The organism is Pseudomonas sp. LBUM1641, from assembly GCF_059716235.1.
The window spans coordinates 3,021,595-3,045,488 of sequence record NZ_CP166815.1 but is presented as its reverse complement, the minus strand read 5'-3'; the positions used below and the strand labels follow the sequence as shown (position 1 = coordinate 3,045,488).

Sequence of the window (23,894 nt, the reverse complement as noted above, 5' to 3'; positions counted from 1 at the left end):
TATTGATGACGCAACCTGACGCAACACAGACGCAGTGTTGAAGCACTACGGCGATCGCTGACGTTATTCGTATAACCGCTCACGAAAAATACGCGAGCCCCATTGACTTAGTGCTTCGGAGTGATAGGTTAAATAAGCGGTTATACGTATAACCTAATAATCACACCCAACGTAAAGAGGTGATCAACCGTGAGTCGAGTCTTGTATCTATTCGGTGGCTGGCCCGGCCATTTCCCCTACGAAATCGCGGCATGGGCGCGAACCGTTTTCCAGGAGCTGGATTTCGAGGTCGAAGAGTCCACCGACATCTTCACACTGGACAGGGACTTGACCGGTTATGACCTGATCGTGATCGGCTGGAACAACGCGGTCACCACCGAGACGCTCACCGCCTCTCAGGAAAACCGCCTGCTGCAAGCGATCGAAAGCGGCACCGGCCTGGTGGGTTGGCACGGCGCAGGCGCGGCGTTTCGCGCCAGCCTCAAATATCACTGGGTGCTCGGCGGCTCATTCCTCGAACACCCGATGGGCGAAGGCTTTCCCCACCCGTACCAGGTAAACGTCATCGACCACAGCCACGAGGTGACCCAAGGCGTCGAGGATTTCGAGGTACGGTCCGAGCAGTACTACATGCAGGTCGACCCGAACATTCACGTGCTGGCCGAAACCACCTTCGACGGCAACCCCTTCCCCTGGCTCAAGGGCCATCGCAGCCCGGTGGCCTGGGTGCGCCAGTGGGGCCAGGGCCGGGTGTTCTATCACTCCATCGGGCACGACACCAGCAACCTCGCTGACCCGAATATCCGCCGTCTGACCAAGCAAGGCCTGAACTGGGCGACACGCGGACGTGCAACCAGTAACACCCCCGTTTCATCAACCCAAGGAGTCCTGTCATGACCAAATTGACCGGCAGCCAGATCGTGGCTCAAACCCTGAAAAATTATGGCGTCGAATACGTCGCCGGTATCCCTGGCCACGGTATCTGGACCCTGACCGACGCCTTCCTCGAGGAAGACTCCAAGCTCAAGTTCATCCAGGTATTCCATGAGCAGAGCGCGGTTCACCTCGCCGACGGTTACTACCGGGTGAGCGGCAAGCCGATGGCGGCGGTGACTTCCATCGGTGCCGGCGCCGCCAACACCGTGATCGGCATGGCCACCGCGTTTACCGACTCCACCAGCCTGATGCTGATCACCGGCGGGCCACCCACTCACATGCGTGGCCACGGTTTGTTGCAGGAGCTGGAACGCTACACCGACAACGACTTCCCGAAAATTGCCGAAGCCGTGACCAAGCGTCATTGGGTGGCGACCCGCGTTGAAGAGCTGCCATTCATGATGCACCGCGCCTGGAGTGCGATGGTCACCGGGCGCCCAGGCCCTGTGCACCTGGAAATCCCGATGGACGTGCAGGCCGAGGCCGCTGACGTGACCCTTCATGCCCTCGAAGAACGGACTCCGATCGGTAAATGCTTCCCGGACCCGGCAGCCACCGCCCGTGCGGTGGAAGAGCTGAAACTGAGCAAGCGCCCGGTGCTGGTGATCGGCGGCGGCGTGATTACCGGCGAAGCCAGCGCGGAATTGTTCGCCCTCGCCGAAGCATGGAAAATCCCGGTAGTGACCACCTGGAACGGCAAAAGCGGCTTCCCGGAAGATCACCCGTTGTTCGCCGGCAGCGTCGGCCAGACCGGTACCCTGTGCGGCAATAAAGTCGCGTCAACCGCCGATGTGATCATCGCCGTGGGCTGCCGTTTCACCGACTGGTCGTCGTCCAGCTATGCCAAGGGCGTGACCTTTGCGATCCCGCCGTCGAAGCTGATCCACATCGACATCGACCCGCACGAGATCGGCAAGAACTACCCGGTGACCGTGGGGATTTGTGCCGATGCCAAATACGCCCTCGCCGCCATCGTCGAAAGCCTGAAAGGCGAGACGGTTGAGCGCGAAGAGTACCTGAGCGACCTGCGTGGTTATCAGGAAGAATGGGAAACCAAACTGGCGGGTCGTCGCGACTCCGATCGCTTCCCGTTCACCTCACAACGTCCCCTCGGCGCGCTGCGCAAAGTGTTCCCGCGCGACACCATCGTGGTGGTCGGCTCGGGCAACACCCAGGGCGCGGTCAAGCAAACCTTCCCGGTCTACACTCCACGTACGCACCTGACCTCCGGCGGCTTCTCGTCCATGGGCTGGGCCGTGCCCGCCGCTATCGGCGCCAAACTGGCTGCGCCTAACCAGCCGGTGGTGTGCATTCTCGGGGATGGCGATTTCCTGATGACCTCCCAGGAAATTGCGATCTGCGTGACCAACAATATCCCTGTGGTGTTCCTGATCCAGAACAACGCCGGCTACATGTCGATTCGCGGTGGCCAGCGCAAGCAGACCAGCCGCCATATCGGCACCGAGTTCAACCACCCGGACGGCACGCCCTACAGCCCGGACTTCAAGGCAGTGGGCGAAGCCTTCGGCCTCAAATCCTACCGTGTGGAGCGCCCGGAAGACCTCGAGCCGATCCTGCAGGAAGCTCTGGATTTGAACGTGCCGGTGCTGATCGAAGTACCAACCGACCGCGACGCAGCCGGCCCTTGGGTACCGGGCTGGTGGGACTTCCCGATTCCGGAATACATCACCGACGAACGCCAGGATGAGTACTGGCAGATCCGTAATTCCGAACAACACCTGTAAATGCTGGAGTGGCTCAAATGAGTGATGCATTGATTTCGCATCATGCAGAGCTGAATCCACAACCGGGGGCGTCGCGCGAACCGCGCGCTCTCGGCGTGGTGACGCCTGATGCAGATGGCACGATCAACTGTGATGTGGTGATTATCGGCTCGGGCATGGGCGGTTCGACCTTCGCTCATGCCTTGCGTGACAGCGGCCTGGATATCGTGATCGTCGAACGGGGTGATTTCCTGCCGCGTGAGATCCAGAACTGGAGCGCTGAAGCGGTGTTCGGCCAAGGGCGCTATCGTAATGCCGAACCGTGGCTGGACCAGGCCAACCAAGCATTTTCGCCGGGAGTATTTTATTACGTCGGCGGCAACACCAAATTCTACGGCGCCATGCTGCCACGGTTTCGCGAGGCGGATTTCGGCGAGATCCAGCATGCCGAGGGCGTGTCCCCTGCGTGGCCCGTCAGCTATGCCGAATTTGAGCCGTGGTACGCCGAAGCTGAAAAACTCTACCGCGTGCATGGCCAGGCCGGCATCGACCCCAGCGAACCCTGGCGTTCAGGGCCCTTCCCGCAGCCGGCACTGAAGCATGACCCGACCCTGGTTGCGCTGGAGCAAAGCATGCAGCGCGCCGGGCTCAAGCCGTTCGTGATGCCGGCGGCGGTGGACTATGGCGATGGCGGCAATTGCGTGTTGTGTTCAACCTGCGATGGCTATCCGTGCCTGGTGGATGCCAAGGCCGACGCCGAAGTTTCTGCGCTTAGGCCCGCCCTGCGCAGTGGCAGCGTTCGGCTGATGACTCGCACCACGATCAAACAGCTGAACACGGGTAGCGATGGCAAAACCGTGACTGAAGCGCGGGGTCTGTTCGATGGACGCGAGGTGACACTGCGTGCTAAACGCTTCGTGCTGGCGTGCGGCGCAGTCAACAGCGCGGCGTTGTTGTTCAAGTCTGCGAACGCTCAACATCCTCACGGCCTGGGCAACAGCTCCGGGCAGTTGGGGCGTAACTACATGGTGCACAACAGCACCTTCATGCTGGCGGTGGACCCGCGACGCAAGAACAACGTGACCTTCCAGAAAACCCTGGCCATCAACGACTGGTACAGCGCCAGCCCGCACAACGCATTCCCCTTGGGTAACGTACAGATGCTGGGAAAAATCCGCGAGCCGATGATCAGTGCCATGCGGCCCTGGCTGCCGAAATTTGCTTCACGCTATATCACTGACCACAGCGTCGACCTGTACCTGACCTCGGAAGATCTGCCGACCCAGGACAACCGCGTCACCTACGACGTGCAGCGCGGTGCGATCAAGGTTCACTGGACGCCGAACAACCTCAAGGCCCATGAAGGCCTGGTGAGCAAGGCCACCAAGACCATGCGTGACGCGGGGTATCCGCTGATCCTCAAGGCGCGCATGGGTATCGCGACGAACTCCCACCAGTGTGGCACTGCCGTGATGGGCAAGGACCCGGCCACCAGCGTGCTGGACCTGAACTGCAAGCTGCATGACCTGGAGAATGTATGGGTGGTGGACAGCTCGTTCTTCCCGTCTTCGGCGGCGGTTAATCCGGCGCTCACTATCGCGGCGAATGCCCTCAGAGTAGCGGCCCACTTCAATGGACAGCCCGGGTAAAGGTGGGAGCTGGCTTACCTGCGATGCAGTCGACTCGGTCTGTCAGTGGTATTGGGTCGATGCCATCGCAGGCAAGCCAGCTCCTACAGTGATCCCTTACCAACAGGATCAGACGTCTGCCGGCTGGATACTGCGAGTCGAGGTACGCACCACCAGCTTGGTGGCGAAGATCTTCTGCTCGGGCGCAAGCGGCGCATCGGCCGGGGCATTCAGTTGCTCGGTCAGCAAGCGTGCGGCGTATACGCCCTTCTCCACCATAGGCTGGGCAATGGTGGTCAAACCGAGCTGCACCGCCTCGGGGATATCATCAAAACCAATCACCGAAAGGGTCTCCGGGACCTGGCGATTGAGGGCGTGTGCGGTTTTCATGCAGGCAATCGCCATCACGTCCGAACACGCTACCACCGCCGTGACTTCGTTGGAGGTCAGCAACGTAAACGCTGCGGCCTGCCCCGATGTGGAGTCCAGCCCGCCGGCCTCGATCACGCTGAGGTCTTCGAATCCCAGGCCGGCAGCAGTGGCCGCCTCCACGTAACCGGTAAGGCGCTCGCGAACAATTCGCTCGCTGGCGCTCTTGAAGCGTTGCAGGTCGATCGGGCCGCGATAACCGTCCGGGTTGAGGCGATCAATGATGACGCCGATCTTGCGGTGGCCCAGGTCCAGCAAATGCTGCATTTGCGTGCGAGCCGCGCCGCGATCGTCGATGCCGACAAAAAACGAATTCTCCACCAGCGGCGAGTCGATCACCACGAACGGAATGCTGTGCTTGACCACGGCCAGCACCGCTGGGTGGTCGTCGGGCAGGGTCGAGATAATCAGGCCATCCACCAGCCCGCGCAGGGCGAGGCTGCCGTGGCTGGCAGCTTGGCCCCGGCCCACCAGACGGTTGTTGTTGAGCGGGAACAGTGTCAACGCGACATTTTCCAACTCGCCCACCTCACTGATACCGCGCAGCATGGCAATGGTGCACGGGTCGGCAAATGCCAGGGACAATTTGTCCATCATCATCAACCCGATCGCCCCGATCTTGCCCGAGCGCAGGCTACGACCCAGCACATTGGGACCTGGGTAGCCCAGCGAAGCAGCCACTTCGAGAATGTGCTCGCGCTGGGCCGGGGACAGTTTTGAGGGTCGATTGTAGGCGTAAGACACCGCAGGCTGGGACACCCCTGCCGCCAGTGCTACGTCTTTCATTGAAACGGCCATCGCTTGTTTCCCAATCCTTTTGAAACCTCATGCGAGGTCATGAAAAAACAGGCGCTCAGTGTACCCGTTGAGGGGAAACCTTCGGAACCAGTCGTGTGGCACTGAACATGATGGCGATCATCAGCGATGCAACCGCCAGCAGCGCCCAGGATAAATTCGTCGCATGGGCGAACAAGCCGATCACCGCCGGGCCCATCAGGATACCCAGATAACCGAGGCTGGTGGCCGCGGCAATCGCCAACTCTCCCGGCATGGTCTTTTGTCCGCCCGCCAGGGACAGGTAGACCGGCGCGATGTTGGCCAAACCGATACCAATGACGGCAAAGCCCACCAGGTTCACCAGCCAGTTCGTCGCGAGCACCACCGTGAGGAACCCAAGGATCACAATCAAACCGCCGCCCACCAGCACCGCGCGGGCGCCGAGCTTGAGCAGAATTCGGTCGCCACTCAATCGCCCCAGCGCCATCATCACGGCGAAGCACGCGTAGCCCAGGCCCGCGATGGAAGGTTCAACATCACGCACCTGGGTCAGGAACACCGCACTCCAGTCGAGAATCGCGCCTTCCGCCAGAAAGGCGAACAGGCACAGCACCCCCAGCACCAGGACTTTGCGCGTGGGTCGCACAAAGATCGGGGCGCCTTCATCGCCGCTGCGTCCGAGCATTTGCCGCCCGCAGCTCAGGACAAACGCAGCCAGCGCCGCCATCACCGCACTGCTGGCCATCAGCGGCGTGGCGCCCAGCCAGAGCAGCGCGGTGATTCCCGCCGCACTGATGATCGTGCCCAGGCTGAAAAGGCCATGAAAGCCCGACATCAGCGACCGGCCTGTCGCGCGCTCAACCATCACGCCTTGCACGTTCATCGTCACATCCACCGCGCCGCACCCGGCACCGAACACGGTCAGGGCAAACATCAAGCCTATGAATGAATGGGTGGTCGCCAGCAGAGGCAGCGTCAGGAATACCAGGGTGATCCCGATGTGCATGGTAAATCGGCAGCCTTTACGGGCGTTCAGGATGCCCGCCAGCGGCATCATTACCAGCGACCCCAGGCCCAGGCACAGCAGCAAAATACCCAATGCACCATCATCGACCCCGGCCCGGCTGCGCGCATAGGGAACCAGCGGCGCCCAAGCGCCCATGCACAGGCCGGACAGCAGAAACGTCAAGCGATAGGCCGGCATATGCGGCGTGGAGCACGGCACCAACAACTCTTGAGACGACACGGAAACCCCAATACCCGGACAACTAGGGTTATACGTATAACTTAAAATCAAGGGTCCGGCCACTGCCTTGTTACTGTTACATATTATGGCCTACTGAAGCATTGACAGCCCACAGGGTGCAGGTTTTACTTCCACGAGGTTATTCGTATAACCCCAAATGCATAATCACCCCATAAAAACAAAAGGGACCATGCAGCGTGATAAGCACTCTTGAGAAAACACCGATTCCCCCGCGTATTCGCAAGGCACGTATCGCCACCTTTCTCGGCTTCATGATGATCGGCGCCATGATGTACATCTGGTCCACCGGCGTGAGCGTGTTCAGGACGCAACTGGGTTTGACGGGTGAGTCTGGGGATTCAAGCTTCGGCTTGATTGCCCTAGGGGTCGGCGTTGGTTCCGCAGCCGGCGCGTTACTGGTCGGCCGATTGCTGGACACCTTCGGCGCAAAGCCGGTGATTACCCTGGGCGCACTCGCCTATCCCCTGTCGATTATCCCGCTGGGCTTCGTCAACGGTTTCTGGTTTGCGCTGTGTTTCGGCTCCGTGCTGGGGCTGCTGCGCGGCGCCTTGGATACCGCCTTGAATGCCCATGGCGTGCAGGTGGAGCGGTTTTATCGACGCTCGATCATGTCCGGCTTCCATGCCTTCTATTCCCTGGGAGGTTTCCTGCTGGGCATGGTGTGCAGTTGGCTGACCCGGTTCTACACCGACAGCGTGCTGGTGCCCTACACCGTGCTGGGCCTCGCGATGTTCATCCTGGGCGGTGTATTCAGCCGATGGTTATTGGGCAAACACGACGTGCCAAACGCCCAGCTCGACGACTGGCAAGCCGGCAGCCAGTCCCGAGACGAAACCGGCAGGGGCCCCTCGACCAAGACGCTGCTGGTGATGATTGCCCTTGGCACCCTGCTGCTGGGCAGCATGATGGGTGAGAACGCGATTGCCGACTGGGGCCAGGAATATATTCGCCGGGAGTTCGAAACCACCACCGCGACCGCAGGCATGGCGGTCTCGTTGTTCGTCGGTGCGTCATTCGTGGGGCGGCTGTTTGGCGACCGCCTGGCGGCCGCGTTCGGTAATGCGCAGGTGGTGTTTGGATGCGGCACGCTGTGCGTACTCGGCATGGTCGTCACAATTTTGGGCAGCACGGCCGTCACCGGCATTATCGGTTTCGCGATGTTTGGCCTCGGCCTTTCGTGCATCGCACCTTTGATGATCTCCGCCGCCGGGCGCCGAGATCCGGCACATGCCGGGCGCAACATCGGGATTGTCAACTGCATCGGCTTTTCCGGGATGCTGGCGGGCCCTACTGTGATCACGGTGATCGTCAGCAACTTCGGCCTGGGCAAGTTGATGTTTTTCCCACTGGTGATGCTCGCTTTAATGGCAATGCTCGGGCCACTGTTGATCCGTGCGCCGAGACAACGCGTTACCTGTGGAACACCACTAATCGACGCATCATATAGTAGAGAGGGTGGTAGTGGTGATCCGCTAGAATCGTTACCGCAGTAGCAGCAAACTTATCAGAATCAGGTATTTAGCATTTTGGATGATCAACGGAGAATCGGATGTTTGGATTGAGATCAAACGGCCGCTTTTCTGCGGATTAAGTCAATGAACAGCCTCAATTCGCGACTAATATGATGCCCCTTGAGCAGCATTCCGAACGGTGCGAGTTGCACCTGCAATCATCCAGGCCGCTGAGATGGACTCTCAGCGTCAGGCAAAGCCGTCGAATCGAATAGTCGCCCGCGCGCTGCTTGATAAAGGCGTACTTCAGCCGCACTCCTTGGCAAAGTACGCGGCGGCCTTTTTTAATCAGTGACGCGCTTGAGTTTCGCTCGCAGATGACCCAGTTCAGCTTGCAGATCGTCGTCCTGCTGTCGTTCTTCTTAAGGTTTGCTGTAGCGCTTTATCCAGGCATAGAGGCTATGCGTCGACACGCCAAGACGGGCCGCCACGTGAACAACGGGTAGCTTCTTTTCGGTCACTTGATTGACCGCTTGGATTTTGAATTCTTCGGGGTAACGCGGGTTGCTCATGGCACCTCCCGATTGGCCTCTTTTAAGGCAAAGAGGTGTCTAGAAAATCCGGGGCGATTCAGACTGACCAACTACCTTCCCGCGTAGTCGTATTGCCGGCTTCGACCCGGTGCTGGTAGCGGCAAAACGGAGGCTTGAGTCGGGAACTCTGAACGCCGATACTGAAAACCTATGAGAATGGGCGGCTCTGGACGTTCAATCCAGGTGAGGCGTTTGGCTGTGTGCCTATCGCCCTCGCACTGTCCAGGTAGAGACCCTAAACAGTACGAGGGAAAGCTACTGACGGATCTCCTTCCGGCTCAGCGGCGCAGGAGACGGTTTAGCACAAGCAGGGCTGCTGGACACGCCCAAGCGCGCAGCCAAAGCGATGCAGTACCTGTGCAATGGCTACACAATGAGTCTGGAGGAAGTGATCAACGGTGCATTGTTCGAATCGCAAAACGATGAAATGGTCATCGTGCGCGACATCGAACTGTATTCATTGTGTGAGCATCACATGCTGCCCTTTATCGGCAAGGCGCATGTAGCCTACATCCCCACCGGTAGGGTACTGGGCCTGTCGAAGGTGGCCCGGGTGGTGGATATGCTCGCCCGTCGCTTACAGATCCAGGAAAACCTTACAAAACAAATTGCCGACGCTATTCAGCACATCACCGATGCCGCCGGCGTGGCGGTGGTCATTGAAGCGAAGCACATGTGCATGATGATGCGAGGTGTGGAGAAACAAAATTCGGTGATGACCTCATCCGTGATGCTGGGCGCCTTTCCCGAGTCCTCTGCTACACGTCACGAGTGCCTGCAACTGATAGGGCGACTGGGTTAACACCCCAAAATCGCATCAGAACGCAGGAGAGCCTGGATGAACGCAGCCTCAGATCCGCTTGTTGGGTCTTCATCCCGGCACTGTGATTTCGCACCTGTCCCCCCCCCTTTCGAGGTGCCTCTGCAGCCAGGCCGGCCAGCATTGCTGCCCATGAGCTGTTATCGCTGATTGACCGCTTGGCGCCTGCCGACAGCGGCAAGTTCTTCGCTTACAACCGAGAACGTCTTCGCTGATAGACAGGCAGTGAATCTCGCGCCATCAATCATCTACTCGGGTTGTTGCAGTGCCCCCTACGCTCCCCCAAATAATCTCGAAAACCTTCTTAACGCCCAAGTTGTCCTAGAATAATGTGAAATGTACCGGGGCTCTGAAAATGATCAACGCAGAACTGCTTAAAATGGTGGTTGAAGCATCAAACGACGGCATCGTCGTTGCGGAGCAGGAAGGCGATGAGCACATACTGATCTACGCCAACCCCGCCTTCATGCGCCTTACAGGCTATAGCGCTGACGAAACTCTGTACCAGGACTGCCGCTTCCTGCAGGGGGATGACCGAGACCAGGCCGGCCTCGCCGCTATCCGCGAGGCAATAAGGAATCTTCAGCCTTGCCGGCAAATCATTCGAAACTATCGCAAGGACGGCAGTGCCTTCTGGAATGAGCTGTCGATTACTCCAGTTTTTAACGAGGCGGATCAACTCACCTATTACATCGGGATCCAGAAGGACGTCAGCGTCGAAGTTGCGGCCAGCGAACGTGTGCGCGAACTTGAAGCGGAAGTCGCAAGTTTGAAAGCCCAACTGGCGCAATCGCAGAGTGACTCGCCCGAACTCTGATAACGCCTGAATGGCGGCCTGGATAAATACTTAATTCACGGCAGCAACCCCTAGGGCTCAGGGAATGGCAGTGGAGCATCTCCATCGCATCGCACGGCAAAAACATTGAGTGTCATTGCCACAAAACGCGTAGTACCCGTAGACACCTATCAACTCAACAACAGCAGGCTCGCCAAGTGTACTGACGGCGTCGGCGTACAACACGACGTACTCATAGAGGGCCTTCCCAAGACGATAGACGATACGTTCGTCCTCACTCTGAAACTCGGGCAACACCTGCTGCTTGAGAGATTTGATTATGTTGTCTGTTAGCGATCAGGGGACCTACCGATACTGAAAACCTATGTCAGCTTACATTTCATAAGAAATCTATTTTATAAATTCATAACGTCATGTATTTTTAATGCCACGCCTCTCACTGGAATATCTGCCATGCCAATCGTGCGCATCGACCTTCGGAAAAAACCCGACGTCACCTACGCCTAGCGCGTCGATGTCACGAAAACTGGTCGTTCGGCAACGGGGTTGCGCAGTACGCCAGCTAAACGTTTTATGATGCCGACTATTCCTGCCACAACCTGATCCAGAGAGCCCCCGATGCCACGCGTGTCCCGCAAACAAGCCGAACTCAACCGCGAAATCATCGTCGAGGCCGCCACGCGTCTGTTTCGTGATCGGGGCATCCATGGCATCAGCGTGTCGGACGTGATGGCCGCCGCCGGGCTGACCCATGGCGGTTTCTACGGGCACTTCGAGTCCCGCGAGGCACTGGCCACGGAAGCCTGCAACCGGGCGTTCGAACAATCGAGCCTGCGCTGGCAGGCCAGGTTCGAGCAAAGCCCTGAGCCCGAGGCTGCGCGCCTGGCGTTGATTGATCCGTATCTGTCGGCGGCCAATCGTGACAACCCCGGGGACAGTTGCCCGGTTGCGGCGTTTGCCGGGGAGATGTGCCATGAAGCCGTCGACAGCGCGTTGCAACGCAGCTTTATCCAGGGCTTTGAAACGTCCATGGGGATCCTGGCCGCTACCCAGGCAACCGGAACTCCCGAAGGTGACCGGCAGGCCGCCATTGCCCAGTACGCGATGATGGTCGGCGCCCTCACCCTGGCCCGTGCGACCAAAGGCAATAGCCTGTCCGACGAATTCCTCGCCGCTGCCAGAAATCTCCTGATCCCGGAAAAAAACCTCGGTTGATGCGTTGACATCCAAACGCCAGCGCCAGCATGATCGGCCCATGAACCTTATTCAGCAGGCCCTCACCCGCACCACCACCACGACCGCTTTTGGCGGGTCGTGTGGTAGCTGTGAGTGGCGCGCAAACTAAGCCACCCGGATTTACCCAAGGCCCCGCCAGCAATGGACGGGGCCTTTTTATTGCTCCGCCATCTGGCAACTACAAGGAGCAGTACCATGCCTGACAACAAGCGCCCCGCCCTGCTGGTCATCGACATGCAGACCGGTCTGTACGATGGTCCGGAAAAACCCTACGAGCGCCAGCGCGTACTCGACAACATCAACCTGTTGATTCAACGTGCGCGACACGCTGGCGTGCCGGTTTTTGCAGCGCGTCACACCGGCCCGGCGGGTTCGCCCATCGAGGCGGGCAGCCCGTTATGGCAGCTCTGGCCAGCGCTGGAGGTCGATGCAGCCCGCGACACGGTTTTCAATAAAACCCGGCCCAGCTGTTTTCTCGGCACCGAGCTGGCGCAGCAACTGGCGGCGGCACAGGTGAATGAACTGATGATCGTCGGGATGAAAACCCAGTACTGCATCGACACGACGTGCCGAGTGGCCGTCGAGCTGGGGTTCTCGGTAGTGCTGCCGGAAGATGGCCATACCTGCATGGACACTCCGGCGCTATCGGCCGAGGCAATTATCGAGCATCACAATGGAACCTTGGCTGGGGCGTTTGTGAAGCGTGTGAAGGCTGACGATATCTGCTTCTAAAGCCCGGAGCTTTACCTAAGCCGTGGTTCTCAAGACGTTGCGCAGTTCGCCATTGATCGCGCCCTGCGCAACAACCAGTTGCTCGACCAAATCACCGGTTGCTTGTGCTGTTAACGCAATCACTGGGCGGTCCCAGTCGTAATTTCTTATTACATTGATGCGGAACCCACCATGGGTATCGAAGGAGGGATACCAGCCGACATCCAATATAAGCCCACCGGCGTATTCAACCTGAAGCATGTCCTCTTTCAGCAGGTGGGCCTGACTCTCCATCGCCCCATCCTGCAATATTGAGAGATCATCATGGGTGACGTTTCCGTCAATAAAGCCTAATGATATCAACTTGTTAACCTCCTGAATTCCTGCTCGGAAATCGGATGACCATGTATGACGCCCGCGCTGAACTCAATTCGAACCCAGTAACTGGGCTTGCCATCACTGGCACCTATGACTTGCGGGTACTCCCTGAGTTTCCAGGGTTTTGCATGAGTGCTTGGCACTCCATTTTTATAGGCTTCTCAAGCTTTTCAACATTTATCCCGGGCTTGTATTTGGCCGGGCCGTATCGGGTGCTGCTGACAACATCTTCCCAAGGTAGGTTTTTTGACGGGCTGTGCTTGTAGCCATAAGGGGTCCACTCGACAATTTCGGGCGTGGCAGGAACATGCATCCATGACGTCTCTGCTAAGGAAAGTCGTCGAAGTCTGCGGCAGTAAAAAGGGTTGGGACGAGCGGTCTGGAAAATCAGATTAGGCTGGTGAGAAATGAAATTTTTCTGCGGTAAAGAAACGATCGGGACTACAAATCCCGCATAATCCAAGCCTCTCATCCTTCAGGAAGAACCTTCCGATGCCCGTCACCGTTCTGGTCCTGGTTGAAACCATCAACGACTACCTGCCGATCATCGAAGGCAATGGCTTTCACGTGATCCTCGCGCCGACCCCGGCCGAACGCGCCAAGGCAATCAAGACCCACGGCGGGCAGATTCAGGCGGTGCTGACCCGTGGCCCGCTGGGTTTGTACGCCGAGGAAATCGCCTCGCTGCCGCTGCTGGAGATCATCTGCGTGGTCGGCGCCGGCTATGAACACGTGGACCTGCAAGCCGCCAGCAACCGTGGAATCGTGGTCACCAATGGCGCAGGCGTGAATGCACCGTCGGTAGCCGACCACGCCATGGCCCTGCTGCTGTCGCTGGTGCGTGACATTCCCCGGGCGGACGCTGCGGTACGACGCAGCGAATGGCCCAAGGTGATGCGCCCTTCCCTCGCTGGCAAGCAGTTGGGCATTCTTGGACTGGGCGCCGTAGGCCTGGAGATCGCCAAGCGTGCAGCGCTGGGGTTTGGCATGGAGGTGAGCTACCACAACCGCCAGCCCCGCGAGGACGTGGACTACACCTATTGCGCCACCGCCGTGGAGCTGGCGCGGGCCTCGGACTTCCTGATCCTGGCCACGCCGGGCGGCGCCAGCACCCGGCATTTGATCGACCGCCAGGCCCTCGACGCCCTGGGCCCCAACGGTTTTCTGGTGAACATCGGCCGCGGCAGCGTGATTGTCACTGCCGACCTGATCACTGCCCTGGAGCAACGGCGCATCGGCGGCGCGGCGCTAGATGTATTCGACGATGAACCCAAAGTGCCGGATGCCTTGAAGCTCCTCAGCAACACCGTGCTCACGCCCCACGTCGCCGGCCTGTCGCCGGAAGCTGCCCATGACACCGTGCAGCGCGTGGCAGACAACCTGCTGGAATACTTCGCCGGCCGGCCGGTGCTGACGCCTGTGACACTGCCACCGAAAAAATAATGGCCAGTAGCCAGCAACCATCAAAATCCTGACTACACTGCTTGCGGGGACGCTCAGGACGCCGGTACTGGACCGGCGAAGGAACGCAGGATGGTTTGCCATGGATTCGGCCCGGCCCGCCAACGCGGTACGATAGGTCTGATGGGCGCGATGACCCTCGGGATTGCGCTGTTGTTTCTGCTGCTGGTGGTCGACAGCGGCCGGCTGTACCTGGAAAAGCGCAAGCTGCAACGGGTTGCCGACACCGCTGCGCTGGAGGTGGTGACCCGCGGCGGCGCCTGCGTCTCCCCGAATACCAACGCCGCGCAATTCGCGATCCAAAGCGCGGCCCGCAATGACTTTCCGATCAACGAAAACCGTACCCTGGCCACCGCCTGCGGCACGTTGGTCACCGGCGCTGACTTCATGCGCACCTTCAGTCCCAATCCCTCAAAAGCCGATGCGATTCAGGTCATCGCCACCCATCGCGTGGTCACCAGCATCGCCAACGGTCTCTTCATGCTGTTCTCCCCCGGCCCTTTCGAGTCGACCATCCAGTTGCAGGCAGTGGCCGTGGCCGCAGTACCCGCGCCGCCGGTCGCCGTGCTGACCGTTCGCAGCACGCTGTTGACCGTCGACAGCACCAAGTCCGCAGCACTCAACGCGCTGATCGGCGGGCTGCTGGGGGGCAAGTTGCAAATCAACGCGGTGGGCTGGGAGGGGTTGATCAACACCGATATCAGCCTGCTCAGCTACCTGGACGCGTTGGCCATTCAACTGAAGGTGAGCGCCGGCAACTACGACGAACTGCTCAAGACCAACGCCAGCGTCGGCGATTTGATCCAGGCCGCAATTGATGTTCTCAAGCTGGGGGGCGATGCGGTCAAAGTGGTGATCAATAACCTGGAAGCGATCAAGCTGATTGCTCCCGGCACGAAGATCCTGCACCTGGGCGACCTGCTGACCATCCAGAACGGCACCGACAAGAGCGCCCTGGACGTCAACCTGCAACTGTTCAACCTGATCCAGGGCTTTGTGCAACTGTCGAACAAGTACAACGCCGTGGCGGTGGAGCTGCCGGTGGATGTGCTGGGATTGCTGAATATCACGGTCAAGACCAAGGTGATTGAACCGGCGCAGATATCCGCCATCGGCAACCCGAAGCTGATCGCCACCCAGCCGATTTATGTCAGGACCGCGCAAGTCAGAACCTTGATCTCCGTGAACTTGCCCGTGGTGGGCGTGCTGAACGATGTGGTAAGTGGGGTGACAGGCCTGCTGGGGCTGTTGTTGGGCAGCTCCCTGGATCCGAAAATCGGCACCCAACTCGACGTGGCCCTGGAAGCTGCCAGCGGCAGCAGCGAGGTGACCGGTTATCGCTGCAACGGGCCTGCGGACAAATCGTTGTCAGTGGTGGGCACCACTTCTGCCGTGCGGTTGATGATCGGCCAGATCGACCCGAAAAACCTGTTTTCTTCCACCGCCCCGCTGAGTGTCGACGAGTTTCCATTGCTCGACCTGGGCATACGAACCTGCAGCAAGGGCGTCTGCGATCCTCGGCAACCCTATGGCGTAGGCGGCATCAGCCTGAGAGTCGACAGCAGCGTGGCCAAGACCACTCGCAATCACACCTACGCGTCGCCGCCCGAGGTGAAGCAGCCCCCCGCCTACTTCAGTTTCAGTTCGAGTAACGTGGTAGGCAGCTTGAGCAACACCCTCAGTGGCATCCAGTTGATCAACCATCCACCCACACAAGGCGGACTCCTGGGGTTGGTACTGAATCTGGTGGTCGGCCTGGTGACGGGCGTCCTCAATCTCCTCACCGGCATCATCTCCGGGGTGCTCAGCCCGCTCCTCGACCCATTGGTCAACAACCTTCTGGCCGGTTTGGGCGTAGACCTGGCAAAAGTCGAAATCGGTGCCAACCTGTCCTGCAGCCCCGGCGGGCGCGCAATTCTGGTGATCTGAACACATCAAGCCCGCTGATCATCGGCCAACACGCTAACCTATTAAGCCGCCCCAACCTTGTGGCTGGGCGGCCGCGCGCATTAGATTAGCCAATAGTCCAAGGCCTTAAGAATAAGCAGAAGGGATAAGCATGGCGCTTAACGACCAATCGACCCAGATTCGCCCCGGCGAAGAACTTGATGCCAGCCTCATCGATCCCTACCTCAAGGCCCATATCCCGGGCTTGAGCGGCAGCGTCAAAATCAGCCAGTTCCCGGGTGGTGCCTCGAACCTGACGTACCTGCTGGAATACCCCGGCCAGGAATTCGTGCTGCGTCGCCCGCCCTTTGGCCACAAGGCGAAGTCCGCCCACGACATGGGCCGCGAATACCGGATTCTCAACCAGCTCAAGGACGGTTTCCCGTATTGTCCCAAAGCCTATGTGCACTGCACCGACGAGTCGGTGATCGGCGCCGAGTTCTACGTGATGGAGCGGGTCAACGGGATCATCCTGCGCTCGGACCTGCCGCCGGAACTGGGCCTGGACGCGACGAAAACCGAAGCCTTGTGCAAAAGCTTTATCGACAAGTTCGTCGAGCTGCACCAGGTCGACTACACCGCCTGCGGCCTGGCAGACCTGGGCAAGCCTGAGGGTTATGTGGAGCGGCAGATTCGCGGCTGGAGCGACCGTTACGAAAAGGCCCTGACCCCTGACGCGCCGAGCTGGGAAGCCGTGCGTGCCTGGCTCAACGACAAGATGCCCGCCGACCATCCCACCTCGAGCATCGTCCACAACGACTACCGCTTCGACAACGTGATCCTCGACCCGCATAACCCGATGCAGATCATCGGCGTGCTGGACTGGGAGCTGACCACCCTCGGCGACCCGCTGATGGACCTGGGCAACACCCTCGCCTACTGGATCGAAGCGGCCGACCCGGCGCCGGTGCAACTGATGCGCCGCCAGCCAAGCAACGCCCCCGGCATGCTCACCCGCCGCCAGTTCGTCGACTACTACGCCGAACGCTCCGGGATCCAGATCGACAATTTCGACTTCTACTACACCTACGGCCTGTTCCGCCTGGCCGGCATCGTGCAGCAGATCTACTACCGCTTCTTCCATGGCCAGACCCAGGACAAACGCTTTGCGCAGTTCATTCACATGAACAAGCTGCTGGAGCAGATGAGCCTGAACGTCATCAAACAGTCTTCCCTCTGACCCTCTTCAAGGAAAAACCATGTCCAAGACTCAACTGTTCGACCTCGACGGCAAGATCGCTTTCGTTTCCGGCGCCAGCCGCGGTATCGGTGAAGCCATCGCCAAGTTGCTGGCCCAACAAGGCGCCCACGTGATCGTGTCGAGCCGCAAGATCGACGGCTGCCAGCACGTGGCCGACGCGATCATCGCCGACGGCGGCAAGGCCACCGCCATTGCTTGCCATATCGGCGAAATGGAACAGATCACGAACGTGTTTGCCGCGATCCGCGAACAGTTCGGCCGCCTGGATATTTTGGTCAACAACGCCGCCACCAACCCGCAGTTCTGCAACGTGCTGGACACCGACCTGGGCGCGTTCCAGAAGACCGTCGACGTGAACATTCGCGGCTACTTCTTCATGTCGGTGGAAGCCGGCAAGCTAATGCGCGAGAACGGCGGCGGCAGCATCATCAACGTGGCGTCGATCAACGGGATTTCGCCGGGTGTGTTCCAAGGCATCTACTCGGTGACCAAGGCCGCCGTGATCAACATGACCAAAGTCTTCGCCAAGGAATGCGCGCCGTTCGGCATTCGTTGCAACGCGCTGCTGCCGGGCCTGACCGACACCAAGTTCGCCTCGGCGCTGGTGAAAAACGATTCGATCCTGAAAATGGCCCTGGCACAGATTCCCCTCAAGCGCGTGGCCGACCCAAGCGAAATGGCCGGCGCGGTGCTGTACCTGGCCAGCGATGCGTCGAGCTACACCACCGGCGTTTCGCTGAATGTGGACGGCGGTTTCCTGTCCTGATTCGGCTGGCGGGTGACTTGCGGTAATCTTGCGGGTGATTGCTCGCCTCTGGATGAACCATGGAACTGCACGTCGTTATCAAGGGCCGCAAGGACCTGGCCGAACAGCTTTACCAGCAACTGCGCACGGCCATTGAGTCGGGACAACTGGTGGCCGGGTCGCAATTGCCTCCCAGCCGCTTGCTGGCCCTGCAACTGGGCGTGTCGCGCAAGACGGTCTCAGACACCTACGCGGCGCTGACCTACGAAGGGTTGTTGGTCGGCAAGATCGGCCGTGGCACGTTCGTCAACGCCTGGGCCACGCGCCGCGAACACCTGCAAAGTGCCGCCGACCTCGCCTGCGCCGCCAACCTGGCCAAGTGGCAGGCCCTTCCCGCGCCCATGGGCCACCCCAGCCGTGAGACCCGCCCGAGCCGGGACTTTATCGGCGGCGCCACGGCCCGCAGCCAGTTCCCCCAGGATGAATGGCGGCGCTGCACCCTCGATGCCTTGCGCCGTATTTCACAGGACAGCGGCTTCTACAGCCGGCCAGAAGGTTTGCCGGCCCTGCGCAGTGCAATCGCCGGGCATATCGCGTTTTCCCGCGGGGTCAGGTGCAGCGAAGACGACATCGTAGTCACCAACGGCGCCCAGCAGGCGCTCGACCTGATCGCCCGCGTGGTGCTGGAGCCGGGCAGCGTCGTCGCCATGGAAGACCCCGGCTACCCCCCGGTGCGACTGATGTTCGACGCCATGGGGGCGACCGTGGTGGGCGTGCCGGTGGACGAGCACGGCCTGCGGGTCGATTTGATTCCCGACGGCACGCGGCTGATCTATGTGACACCGTCCCATCAGTTCCCCCTGGGCATGCCCATGAGCGTGCCGCGCCGTGAGGCGTTGCTGGCACGTGCGCTGGCGCTGGGCGCCATCGTGATCGAGGATGACTACGACAGCGAATTCCGCTACGAGGGCCGCCCCACCGACTCCCTGCAAAGCATGGACACCCGCGGCGTGGTCGCCTATGTCGGGACCTTCTCGAAAACCCTGCTGCCGGAGTTGCGCCTGGGCTATACGGTGTTGCCGCCGGCGATTTTTGGCGCGGTGCTCAAGGCCAAGCAACTCACCGACCAGCACAGCTCCACCCTGCCGCAATGGGCCCTGGCCAAGTTCATCAGCGAAGGCTACCTGCTCAAGCACATTCGGCGCTGCCATGGGGTGTATGCCGGGCGCCGGGAACGGATTCTGCAGCGCCTGGCGCGGGACCTCTCGCCGTGGTTCGAAGTGGTGCCCACCGTGGCAGGGTTCCATCTGGCCGCACTGTGCAAGGTGCCGGTGAATATCCCGCAGCTCACCCGACTGGCACGGGAGGCGGACGTGGGACTCTATCCGCTGAGCGTGTTTTTTCACGACACACCGGTGCGCGAGGGGCTGAAGATCGGGTTTGGCGCGATCGAAACCCTGGACATCGACCCGGCGCTGGACGTGGTGCGGGACATCCTGCAACAGATTGGCTGAGGGAATTTCCGCCGGATTGGCTATTGGTCAATTCCGGATCGGGGCCTAGGGTGAAGGGGTCTCGACTCACTCGGAAGCCTCACCATGAAAGTACTGCTCGGCACCACCCTGCTGCTGGCCTCGTTAAGCGCCTTTGCCCACGACCCGGTGTACAACCAGGAAAAGATCAACGTCTTGCAGGAACACGCCCTGACCAACGTCCCCGGCAAGAAAACCGTCATGCTCACCGTAGACTACGCCCCGGGCCAGGCCACCGTGCCCCACAGCCACACCGGCACTGCCGTGGCCTACGTGCTGGAGGGTGAAATCACCTCGCGGGTCAACGATGAGAAGGCGATCACCTACAAGGTCGGCCAATCGTTCTACGAACCGGCTGGCTCGCGGCACTTTGAATCGAGCAATGCCAGCCAGACCCAACCGGCAAAACTGCTGGTGGTGATGGTGATGGACGACAAGGCTGACGTACTCACGCCGCTGCCACACTAACCCGCGCCACCGCCAGCTCCCACAGTTTTAACCGCGCACAGTCAGTGGCTCAGGGTCGTTTGAAGTGGTGGCGCAGGTGTTCGATTCGAGGCCGGCAGGCACAGCCTTCAAGGTGGTCGTTGACCATGCCCATCGCCTGCATGAACGCATACATCGTGGTCGGCCCCACGTAGCTCCAGCCGCGCTTTTTCAGGGCCTTGGACAAGCGTGTTGAAGCGGCTGAAGTCGGGTTGGCCGTCCAGTACGCCAGGTCGACCTGCGCCGGTCGCTCATCGGCGGACGGTTCAAACGACCACAGCCACGCCGCCAGCGAACCGGTCTCATCCACCAGCTCACAAGCGCGCCGGCCGTTGTTGATGGTGGACACGATCTTGGCGCGATTGCGCACGATGCCCGGGTCGGCCATCAGCCGCTCGATATCCTGCTCGGTGTACTGCGCCACCCGGCGAAAATCAAAGCCCTCGAACGCCCGTCGAAACGCCTCGCGCTTGCGCAGGATGGTGATCCACGCCATGCCCGCCTGAAAACCCTCCAGGCAAATCTTCTCGTACAGCGCAATATCATCAGCCACCGGCACGCCCCATTCATGGTCGTGGTAATCCGGGTATTCCACTGCAGCCGTGCGCCATGTGCAGCGCGTCAGGCCATTCTCATCCGTCGTCAGTCCCGGAATATCCATAGCTCACCTGTTTGGCCAAGCTGCGGATGATAAGCGAAAAAAAATTCCCGCCGCCAACCGCTCAAGCACAGACCTTACGCACCCACTGGTCAGACCGGGACCGGCCATCCACGTAATATTTACTTGCGACTTGAAAAAACCCGAGCGTAGACTGGCCCCGCACTGGACATACCGGTCAGACCACAACAATTAAGCCCTGGACCCACCAGGGCACCGAATAGAGATCCTTCCCATGCTCAGATGGTGCTCGCGTTCGATTTTCCTGCAAGTCGTGATTGGCCTGGTGATCGGCATAATCTGCGGCCTCGCCCTCCCCGAATTCTCCTCGCAACTCAAACCCCTGGGTGACGGCTTTATCAAGCTGATCAAAATGCTGATTGGCCTGATCGTATTCTGCGTGGTGGTCAGCGGTATTTCCGGTGCCGGCGACTTGAAGAAAGTCGGACGCATCGGCCTCAAGTCGGTGATCTACTTCGAAGCACTGACCACCGTGGCCCTGGTGATCGGCCTGATCATGGCGTTCAGCACCGGAATCGGCACGGGCGCCAATATCCACCTGGAACAGCTGTCGTCCGCCGGCCTGAATGAACTGGCCGACAAAGGCCAGCACATCAAGGGCACCAGCCAATTCCTGATGGACCTGATCCCCAACTCGGTGATCGGCGCCTTCGCTGACAACAACGTGTTGCAAGTGCTGTTGTTCTCGGTGCTGTTCGGCAGCGCGCTGAACCTGGTGGGCGAAGCTGCCTCCGGCATCTCGCGGTTGATCAACGAACTGAGCCACGTGATCTTCCGCATCATGGGCATGATCGTGCGCCTGGCGCCCATCGGCGTGTTCGGCGCCATCGCCTTCACCACCAGTACTTATGGCCTGGATTCCCTGCAACACCTGGGCAGCCTGGTGGGCCTGTTCTACCTCACCTGCTTCCTGTTCGTCGCGGTGATTCTCGGCCTGGTGATGCGCCTGTCGGGCCTGCGGATGATGCCGCTGCTCAAGTACCTGCGGGAAGAACTGTTGATCGTGATGGGCACCGCCTCCTCCGACGCAGTGCTGCCCCAAATCATGCGTAAACTGGAGCACCTCGGGATTGGCAGCTCCACCGTCGGCCTGGTGATTCCGACCGGGTACTCGTTCAACCTCGACGGTTTTTCGATCTACCTGACCCTGGCCATCGTGTTTATCGCCAACGCCACCGGCACACCGCTGTCGATGACCGACCTGCTGACCATCCTGCTGGTGTCGCTGATCACCTCCAAGGGCGCCCACGGGATTCCGGGCTCGGCGCTGGTGATTCTGGCGGCCACACTCACGGCCATTCCAGCGATTCCGGTGGTGGGCCTGGTGCTGGTGTTGGCGGTGGACTGGTTCATGGGCATTGGCCGGGCGCTGACCAACCTGATCGGCAACTGCGTCGCCACCGTGGCCATCGCCCGATGGGAAAAAGACATCGATATCCAGCGCGCCAACAAGGTGCTGGACGGGCAACAAGGGTATGCATTCCAGGCCAAGAAGCCGGTACTGCCAGCCCACCAAGAGTTCTGATGAGACTGACTCATCCCCTGTGGCGAGGGAGCTTGCTCCCGCTGGGGCGCGAAGCGGCCCCAAAAAATGGGCCTGCTGCGCAGTCCAGCGGGAGCAAGCTCCCTCGCCACACAAAGCAGACAGTCCAATTTAAAGGGAGCCACACGTGATCACCTCGTCAACCGTCGTCAATTCAGTGGTAGAAAAACTGCGCGCCGCCCTGGCGAGGGGTCAGTGGCGGCGCGGCGAGATGCTGCCCGGCCAGCGTGAACTGGCCGAGCAAATGGGCATCAGCCGCCCAAGCCTGCGCGAAGCGGTGATCGTGCTCGAAACCCTCGGCCTGGTGCGTTCCATGCCCGGCAAGGGCGTGGTGGTGCTGGAAACCACCCTCAGCGAATCCCAGGCCCAGGACAGCGGCGTGGCCGACGCCAGCCTCGAAGACATCCTGCAACTGCGCTACACCCTCGAGCCGTTTATCGTAGGGTTAGTGGCGCAATCCATCAGCAGCAAGGAAGTCGGGCAACTGCGCCTGACCCTGATGGACATGCGCGAAGCCCTCGACGCCGGCGACAGCGAAGCCGGGATGAACGCCTACATCGCGTTCCACGAAGAACTGTTCGCCCTGACCTCCAACCCGATCTTCCAGAACGTGGTGCAACAGACCAGCAATGCCCTCAAGCAAAGCGCCCAGGTGCTGCGCAACTCCCCCGAACACTTGGCGGAACGCTTGCAGGAAAACGACGCCGTGGTGCGGGCGATCCGCAACAAAAACAGCGCCCTGGCCAGCGCCGAAATGCGCCGGCATATCCTGCAGGAAGGCTTGCGCATGGGCATTCGCTTGAACATCCCGGATGACCATCTGGGTAGCTGACTTCCAGGAGACCGCGCATGACCGCTCACGCCCTGCACACCCCTTTCCCCTTTACGCCGTTGCGCCTGGTGGGCAAGCCGAAACTCTCGGTGGACGACATCTACCCGGCACTGTTCGACGCCATTCTCGAGCAACGCATCGCCCCCGCCAGCCGTTTTACCGAGGAGAGCCTCGGGCAAAGTTTTGGTGTCAGCCGCAGCGTCATTCGTCGGGTGCTGGCGCGGCTGTCGCACCAACAAGTGATCATCCTGCGTCCCAACCACCGGGCCCAGGTGGCGGCACCCGATGCCCAACAAACCCAGCAGATTCTTGAGGCGCGGCGCCTGACGGAAATCACCGTGGTGCAGTTGGCGTGTGCCAATGCGGAGCCAGCGCAGGTACGACAGTTGCGTGAGTTGATTGCGCGGGAACGGGAATGCATCGAGCGCGACCAACGCGGGCCAGCGATTCGGCTTTCCGGGGAGTTTCACCTGCAACTGGCGGCGATAGCGGGTAACGCGCCGTTGGCGCAGTTTCTCAACAGCCTGGTGCCGTTGACCTCGTTGGCGATTGCGCAATTTGAGGCCAAGGCCTGCACGTATTGCGCGTGGCAGGAGCACAGGGCGATTGTGGATGCGGTGGAGCAAGGCGATGCCGGCAAAGCCGTCACCTTGATGACCCAACATCTGGACCATCTGGAAGCCAAGCTACTTATCACGTAGCAGCTGTCGAGCCTGTAAATG

General features: G+C 60.2%; 21 protein-coding genes and 3 pseudogenes. 18 read left to right on the top strand and 6 right to left on the bottom strand.

Annotated features, from left to right (window positions below; translation table 11 throughout):
- Positions 1-189: 189 nt before the first annotated feature.
- The 3 genes from ACA046_RS13905 to ACA046_RS13895 are packed head-to-tail and all read left to right on the top strand — an operon-like array spanning position 190 to position 4,309.
- Positions 190-897: a ThuA domain-containing protein gene (locus tag ACA046_RS13905; RefSeq protein ID WP_459028530.1), complete on the top strand. Its 708-nt coding sequence runs from the start codon at positions 190-192 to the stop codon at positions 895-897.
- Positions 894-2,681 (top strand): thiamine pyrophosphate-binding protein, encoded by a 1,788-nt coding sequence (locus ACA046_RS13900; RefSeq protein WP_497676779.1) that lies wholly within the window; start codon positions 894-896, stop codon positions 2,679-2,681. Before ACA046_RS13905 ends, ACA046_RS13900 begins: the two co-directional genes overlap by 4 nt.
- A gap of 17 nt (positions 2,682-2,698) precedes the next feature.
- Positions 2,699-4,309 carry an FAD-dependent oxidoreductase gene (locus tag ACA046_RS13895; protein ID WP_497676778.1) on the top strand — a complete coding sequence of 537 codons (1,611 nt, stop codon included), beginning with the start codon at positions 2,699-2,701 and terminating at the stop codon, positions 4,307-4,309.
- Between the two features lie 108 nt (positions 4,310-4,417).
- On the opposite strand, the gene ACA046_RS13890 is transcribed toward ACA046_RS13895, so the two are convergent.
- Together ACA046_RS13890 and ACA046_RS13885 are read right to left on the bottom strand one after the other, a co-directional pair.
- Positions 4,418-5,515 (bottom strand): LacI family DNA-binding transcriptional regulator, encoded by a 1,098-nt coding sequence (locus ACA046_RS13890; protein ID WP_459028524.1) that lies wholly within the window; start codon positions 5,513-5,515, stop codon positions 4,418-4,420.
- A gap of 55 nt (positions 5,516-5,570) precedes the next feature.
- A complete protein-coding gene (locus ACA046_RS13885) occupies positions 5,571-6,698 on the bottom strand; it encodes an MFS transporter (protein ID WP_497677081.1) in 1,128 nt (375 codons plus the stop codon).
- Positions 6,699-6,937: 239 nt separating this feature from the next.
- Between ACA046_RS13885 and ACA046_RS13880 the strand changes: the two genes are divergently transcribed.
- On the top strand, positions 6,938-8,254 hold the full coding sequence (locus ACA046_RS13880) for an MFS transporter (RefSeq protein ID WP_497676777.1): 1,317 nt from the start codon (positions 6,938-6,940) through the stop codon (positions 8,252-8,254).
- Positions 8,255-8,325: 71 nt separating this feature from the next.
- Here ACA046_RS13880 and ACA046_RS13875 read toward each other — a convergent pair.
- A pseudogene (locus tag ACA046_RS13875) lies at positions 8,326-8,430 on the bottom strand (LysR family transcriptional regulator); the annotation flags it as partial.
- Positions 8,431-8,438: 8 nt separating this feature from the next.
- A pseudogene (locus tag ACA046_RS13870) lies at positions 8,439-8,784 on the bottom strand (transposase); the annotation flags it as partial.
- Between the two features lie 286 nt (positions 8,785-9,070).
- Between ACA046_RS13870 and folE the strand changes: the two are divergent.
- From folE to ACA046_RS13845, 5 genes and pseudogenes are all read left to right on the top strand, one after another.
- Complete coding sequence (gene folE, locus ACA046_RS13865; RefSeq protein ID WP_497677080.1) at positions 9,071-9,607, top strand: GTP cyclohydrolase I FolE; 537 nt, start codon at positions 9,071-9,073, stop codon at positions 9,605-9,607.
- Positions 9,608-9,647: 40 nt separating this feature from the next.
- Positions 9,648-9,840, top strand: a pseudogene (locus tag ACA046_RS13860) (short-chain dehydrogenase); the annotation flags it as partial.
- 140 nt (positions 9,841-9,980) lie between these two features.
- The gene (locus tag ACA046_RS13855; protein WP_497676776.1) at positions 9,981-10,442 is read left to right on the top strand and encodes a PAS domain-containing protein; all 462 of its coding nucleotides are present in this window, start codon (positions 9,981-9,983) and stop codon (positions 10,440-10,442) included.
- A 597-nt stretch (positions 10,443-11,039) separates the two neighbouring features.
- Positions 11,040-11,636, top strand: a complete 597-nt coding sequence (locus ACA046_RS13850) for a TetR/AcrR family transcriptional regulator (protein ID WP_497676775.1) — start codon at positions 11,040-11,042, stop codon at positions 11,634-11,636.
- Positions 11,637-11,852: 216 nt separating this feature from the next.
- Positions 11,853-12,389, top strand: coding sequence for a cysteine hydrolase family protein (locus tag ACA046_RS13845; protein ID WP_497676774.1), 537 nt, complete (start codon positions 11,853-11,855; stop codon positions 12,387-12,389).
- A gap of 15 nt (positions 12,390-12,404) precedes the next feature.
- On the opposite strand, the gene ACA046_RS13840 is transcribed toward ACA046_RS13845, so the two are convergent.
- The gene (locus ACA046_RS13840; protein ID WP_459028514.1) at positions 12,405-12,731 is read right to left on the bottom strand and encodes a hypothetical protein; all 327 of its coding nucleotides are present in this window, start codon (positions 12,729-12,731) and stop codon (positions 12,405-12,407) included.
- 507 nt (positions 12,732-13,238) lie between these two features.
- Here ACA046_RS13840 and ACA046_RS13835 point away from each other — a divergent pair.
- The 6 genes from ACA046_RS13835 (at position 13,239) to ACA046_RS13810 (ending at position 20,100) form a co-directional block, all read left to right on the top strand.
- Positions 13,239-14,189, top strand: coding sequence for a 2-hydroxyacid dehydrogenase (locus tag ACA046_RS13835; protein ID WP_459028512.1), 951 nt, complete (start codon positions 13,239-13,241; stop codon positions 14,187-14,189).
- A 90-nt stretch (positions 14,190-14,279) separates the two neighbouring features.
- Entirely contained in the window at positions 14,280-16,136 is a 1,857-nt protein-coding gene (locus ACA046_RS13830; protein WP_497676773.1) for a pilus assembly protein TadG-related protein, read from the top strand.
- 130 nt (positions 16,137-16,266) lie between these two features.
- The gene (locus ACA046_RS13825; protein WP_459028508.1) at positions 16,267-17,334 is read left to right on the top strand and encodes a phosphotransferase family protein; all 1,068 of its coding nucleotides are present in this window, start codon (positions 16,267-16,269) and stop codon (positions 17,332-17,334) included.
- Between the two features lie 19 nt (positions 17,335-17,353).
- The gene (locus tag ACA046_RS13820) at positions 17,354-18,121 is read left to right on the top strand and encodes an SDR family oxidoreductase (RefSeq protein ID WP_003210776.1); all 768 of its coding nucleotides are present in this window, start codon (positions 17,354-17,356) and stop codon (positions 18,119-18,121) included.
- 59 nt (positions 18,122-18,180) lie between these two features.
- Entirely contained in the window at positions 18,181-19,614 is a 1,434-nt protein-coding gene (gene pdxR, locus ACA046_RS13815) for a MocR-like pyridoxine biosynthesis transcription factor PdxR (protein WP_497676772.1), read from the top strand.
- Positions 19,615-19,698: 84 nt separating this feature from the next.
- Entirely contained in the window at positions 19,699-20,100 is a 402-nt protein-coding gene (locus tag ACA046_RS13810) for a cupin domain-containing protein (RefSeq protein WP_076014881.1), read from the top strand.
- A gap of 49 nt (positions 20,101-20,149) precedes the next feature.
- Here the strand turns inward: ACA046_RS13810 and ACA046_RS13805 are convergent, their stop codons facing one another.
- Positions 20,150-20,779 (bottom strand): DNA-3-methyladenine glycosylase I, encoded by a 630-nt coding sequence (locus ACA046_RS13805; RefSeq protein WP_497676771.1) that lies wholly within the window; start codon positions 20,777-20,779, stop codon positions 20,150-20,152.
- 232 nt (positions 20,780-21,011) lie between these two features.
- Here ACA046_RS13805 and ACA046_RS13800 point away from each other — a divergent pair, with 232 nt between their 5' ends.
- The 3 genes from ACA046_RS13800 to ACA046_RS13790 all read left to right on the top strand — a co-directional run bounded on the left by ACA046_RS13800 (position 21,012) and on the right by ACA046_RS13790 (position 23,873).
- Complete coding sequence (locus ACA046_RS13800; protein WP_459028502.1) at positions 21,012-22,322, top strand: C4-dicarboxylate transporter DctA; 1,311 nt, start codon at positions 21,012-21,014, stop codon at positions 22,320-22,322.
- 145 nt (positions 22,323-22,467) lie between these two features.
- Positions 22,468-23,172, top strand: coding sequence for a FadR/GntR family transcriptional regulator (locus tag ACA046_RS13795; protein WP_003212959.1), 705 nt, complete (start codon positions 22,468-22,470; stop codon positions 23,170-23,172).
- Positions 23,173-23,189: 17 nt separating this feature from the next.
- Entirely contained in the window at positions 23,190-23,873 is a 684-nt protein-coding gene (locus ACA046_RS13790) for a GntR family transcriptional regulator (protein WP_459028500.1), read from the top strand.
- Positions 23,874-23,894: the final 21 nt, after the last annotated feature.

Coding starts and splice junctions, on each gene's coding strand:
- ACA046_RS13900 (WP_497676779.1), top strand. CDS start 894: ATGACCAAATTGACCGGCAGCCAGATCGTGGCTCAAACCCTGAAAAAT.
- ACA046_RS13895 (WP_497676778.1), top strand. CDS start 2,699: ATGAGTGATGCATTGATTTCGCATCATGCAGAGCTGAATCCACAACCG.
- ACA046_RS13890 (WP_459028524.1), bottom strand. CDS start 5,515: ATGGCCGTTTCAATGAAAGACGTAGCACTGGCGGCAGGGGTGTCCCAG.
- ACA046_RS13885 (WP_497677081.1), bottom strand. CDS start 6,698: ATGCCGGCCTATCGCTTGACGTTTCTGCTGTCCGGCCTGTGCATGGGC.
- ACA046_RS13855 (WP_497676776.1), top strand. CDS start 9,981: ATGATCAACGCAGAACTGCTTAAAATGGTGGTTGAAGCATCAAACGAC.
- ACA046_RS13850 (WP_497676775.1), top strand. CDS start 11,040: ATGCCACGCGTGTCCCGCAAACAAGCCGAACTCAACCGCGAAATCATC.
- ACA046_RS13845 (WP_497676774.1), top strand. CDS start 11,853: ATGCCTGACAACAAGCGCCCCGCCCTGCTGGTCATCGACATGCAGACC.
- ACA046_RS13835 (WP_459028512.1), top strand. CDS start 13,239: ATGCCCGTCACCGTTCTGGTCCTGGTTGAAACCATCAACGACTACCTG.
- ACA046_RS13830 (WP_497676773.1), top strand. CDS start 14,280: ATGGTTTGCCATGGATTCGGCCCGGCCCGCCAACGCGGTACGATAGGT.
- ACA046_RS13825 (WP_459028508.1), top strand. CDS start 16,267: ATGGCGCTTAACGACCAATCGACCCAGATTCGCCCCGGCGAAGAACTT.
- ACA046_RS13820 (WP_003210776.1), top strand. CDS start 17,354: ATGTCCAAGACTCAACTGTTCGACCTCGACGGCAAGATCGCTTTCGTT.
- pdxR (WP_497676772.1), top strand. CDS start 18,181: ATGGAACTGCACGTCGTTATCAAGGGCCGCAAGGACCTGGCCGAACAG.
- ACA046_RS13810 (WP_076014881.1), top strand. CDS start 19,699: ATGAAAGTACTGCTCGGCACCACCCTGCTGCTGGCCTCGTTAAGCGCC.
- ACA046_RS13805 (WP_497676771.1), bottom strand. CDS start 20,779: ATGGATATTCCGGGACTGACGACGGATGAGAATGGCCTGACGCGCTGC.
- ACA046_RS13800 (WP_459028502.1), top strand. CDS start 21,012: ATGCTCAGATGGTGCTCGCGTTCGATTTTCCTGCAAGTCGTGATTGGC.
- ACA046_RS13790 (WP_459028500.1), top strand. CDS start 23,190: ATGACCGCTCACGCCCTGCACACCCCTTTCCCCTTTACGCCGTTGCGC.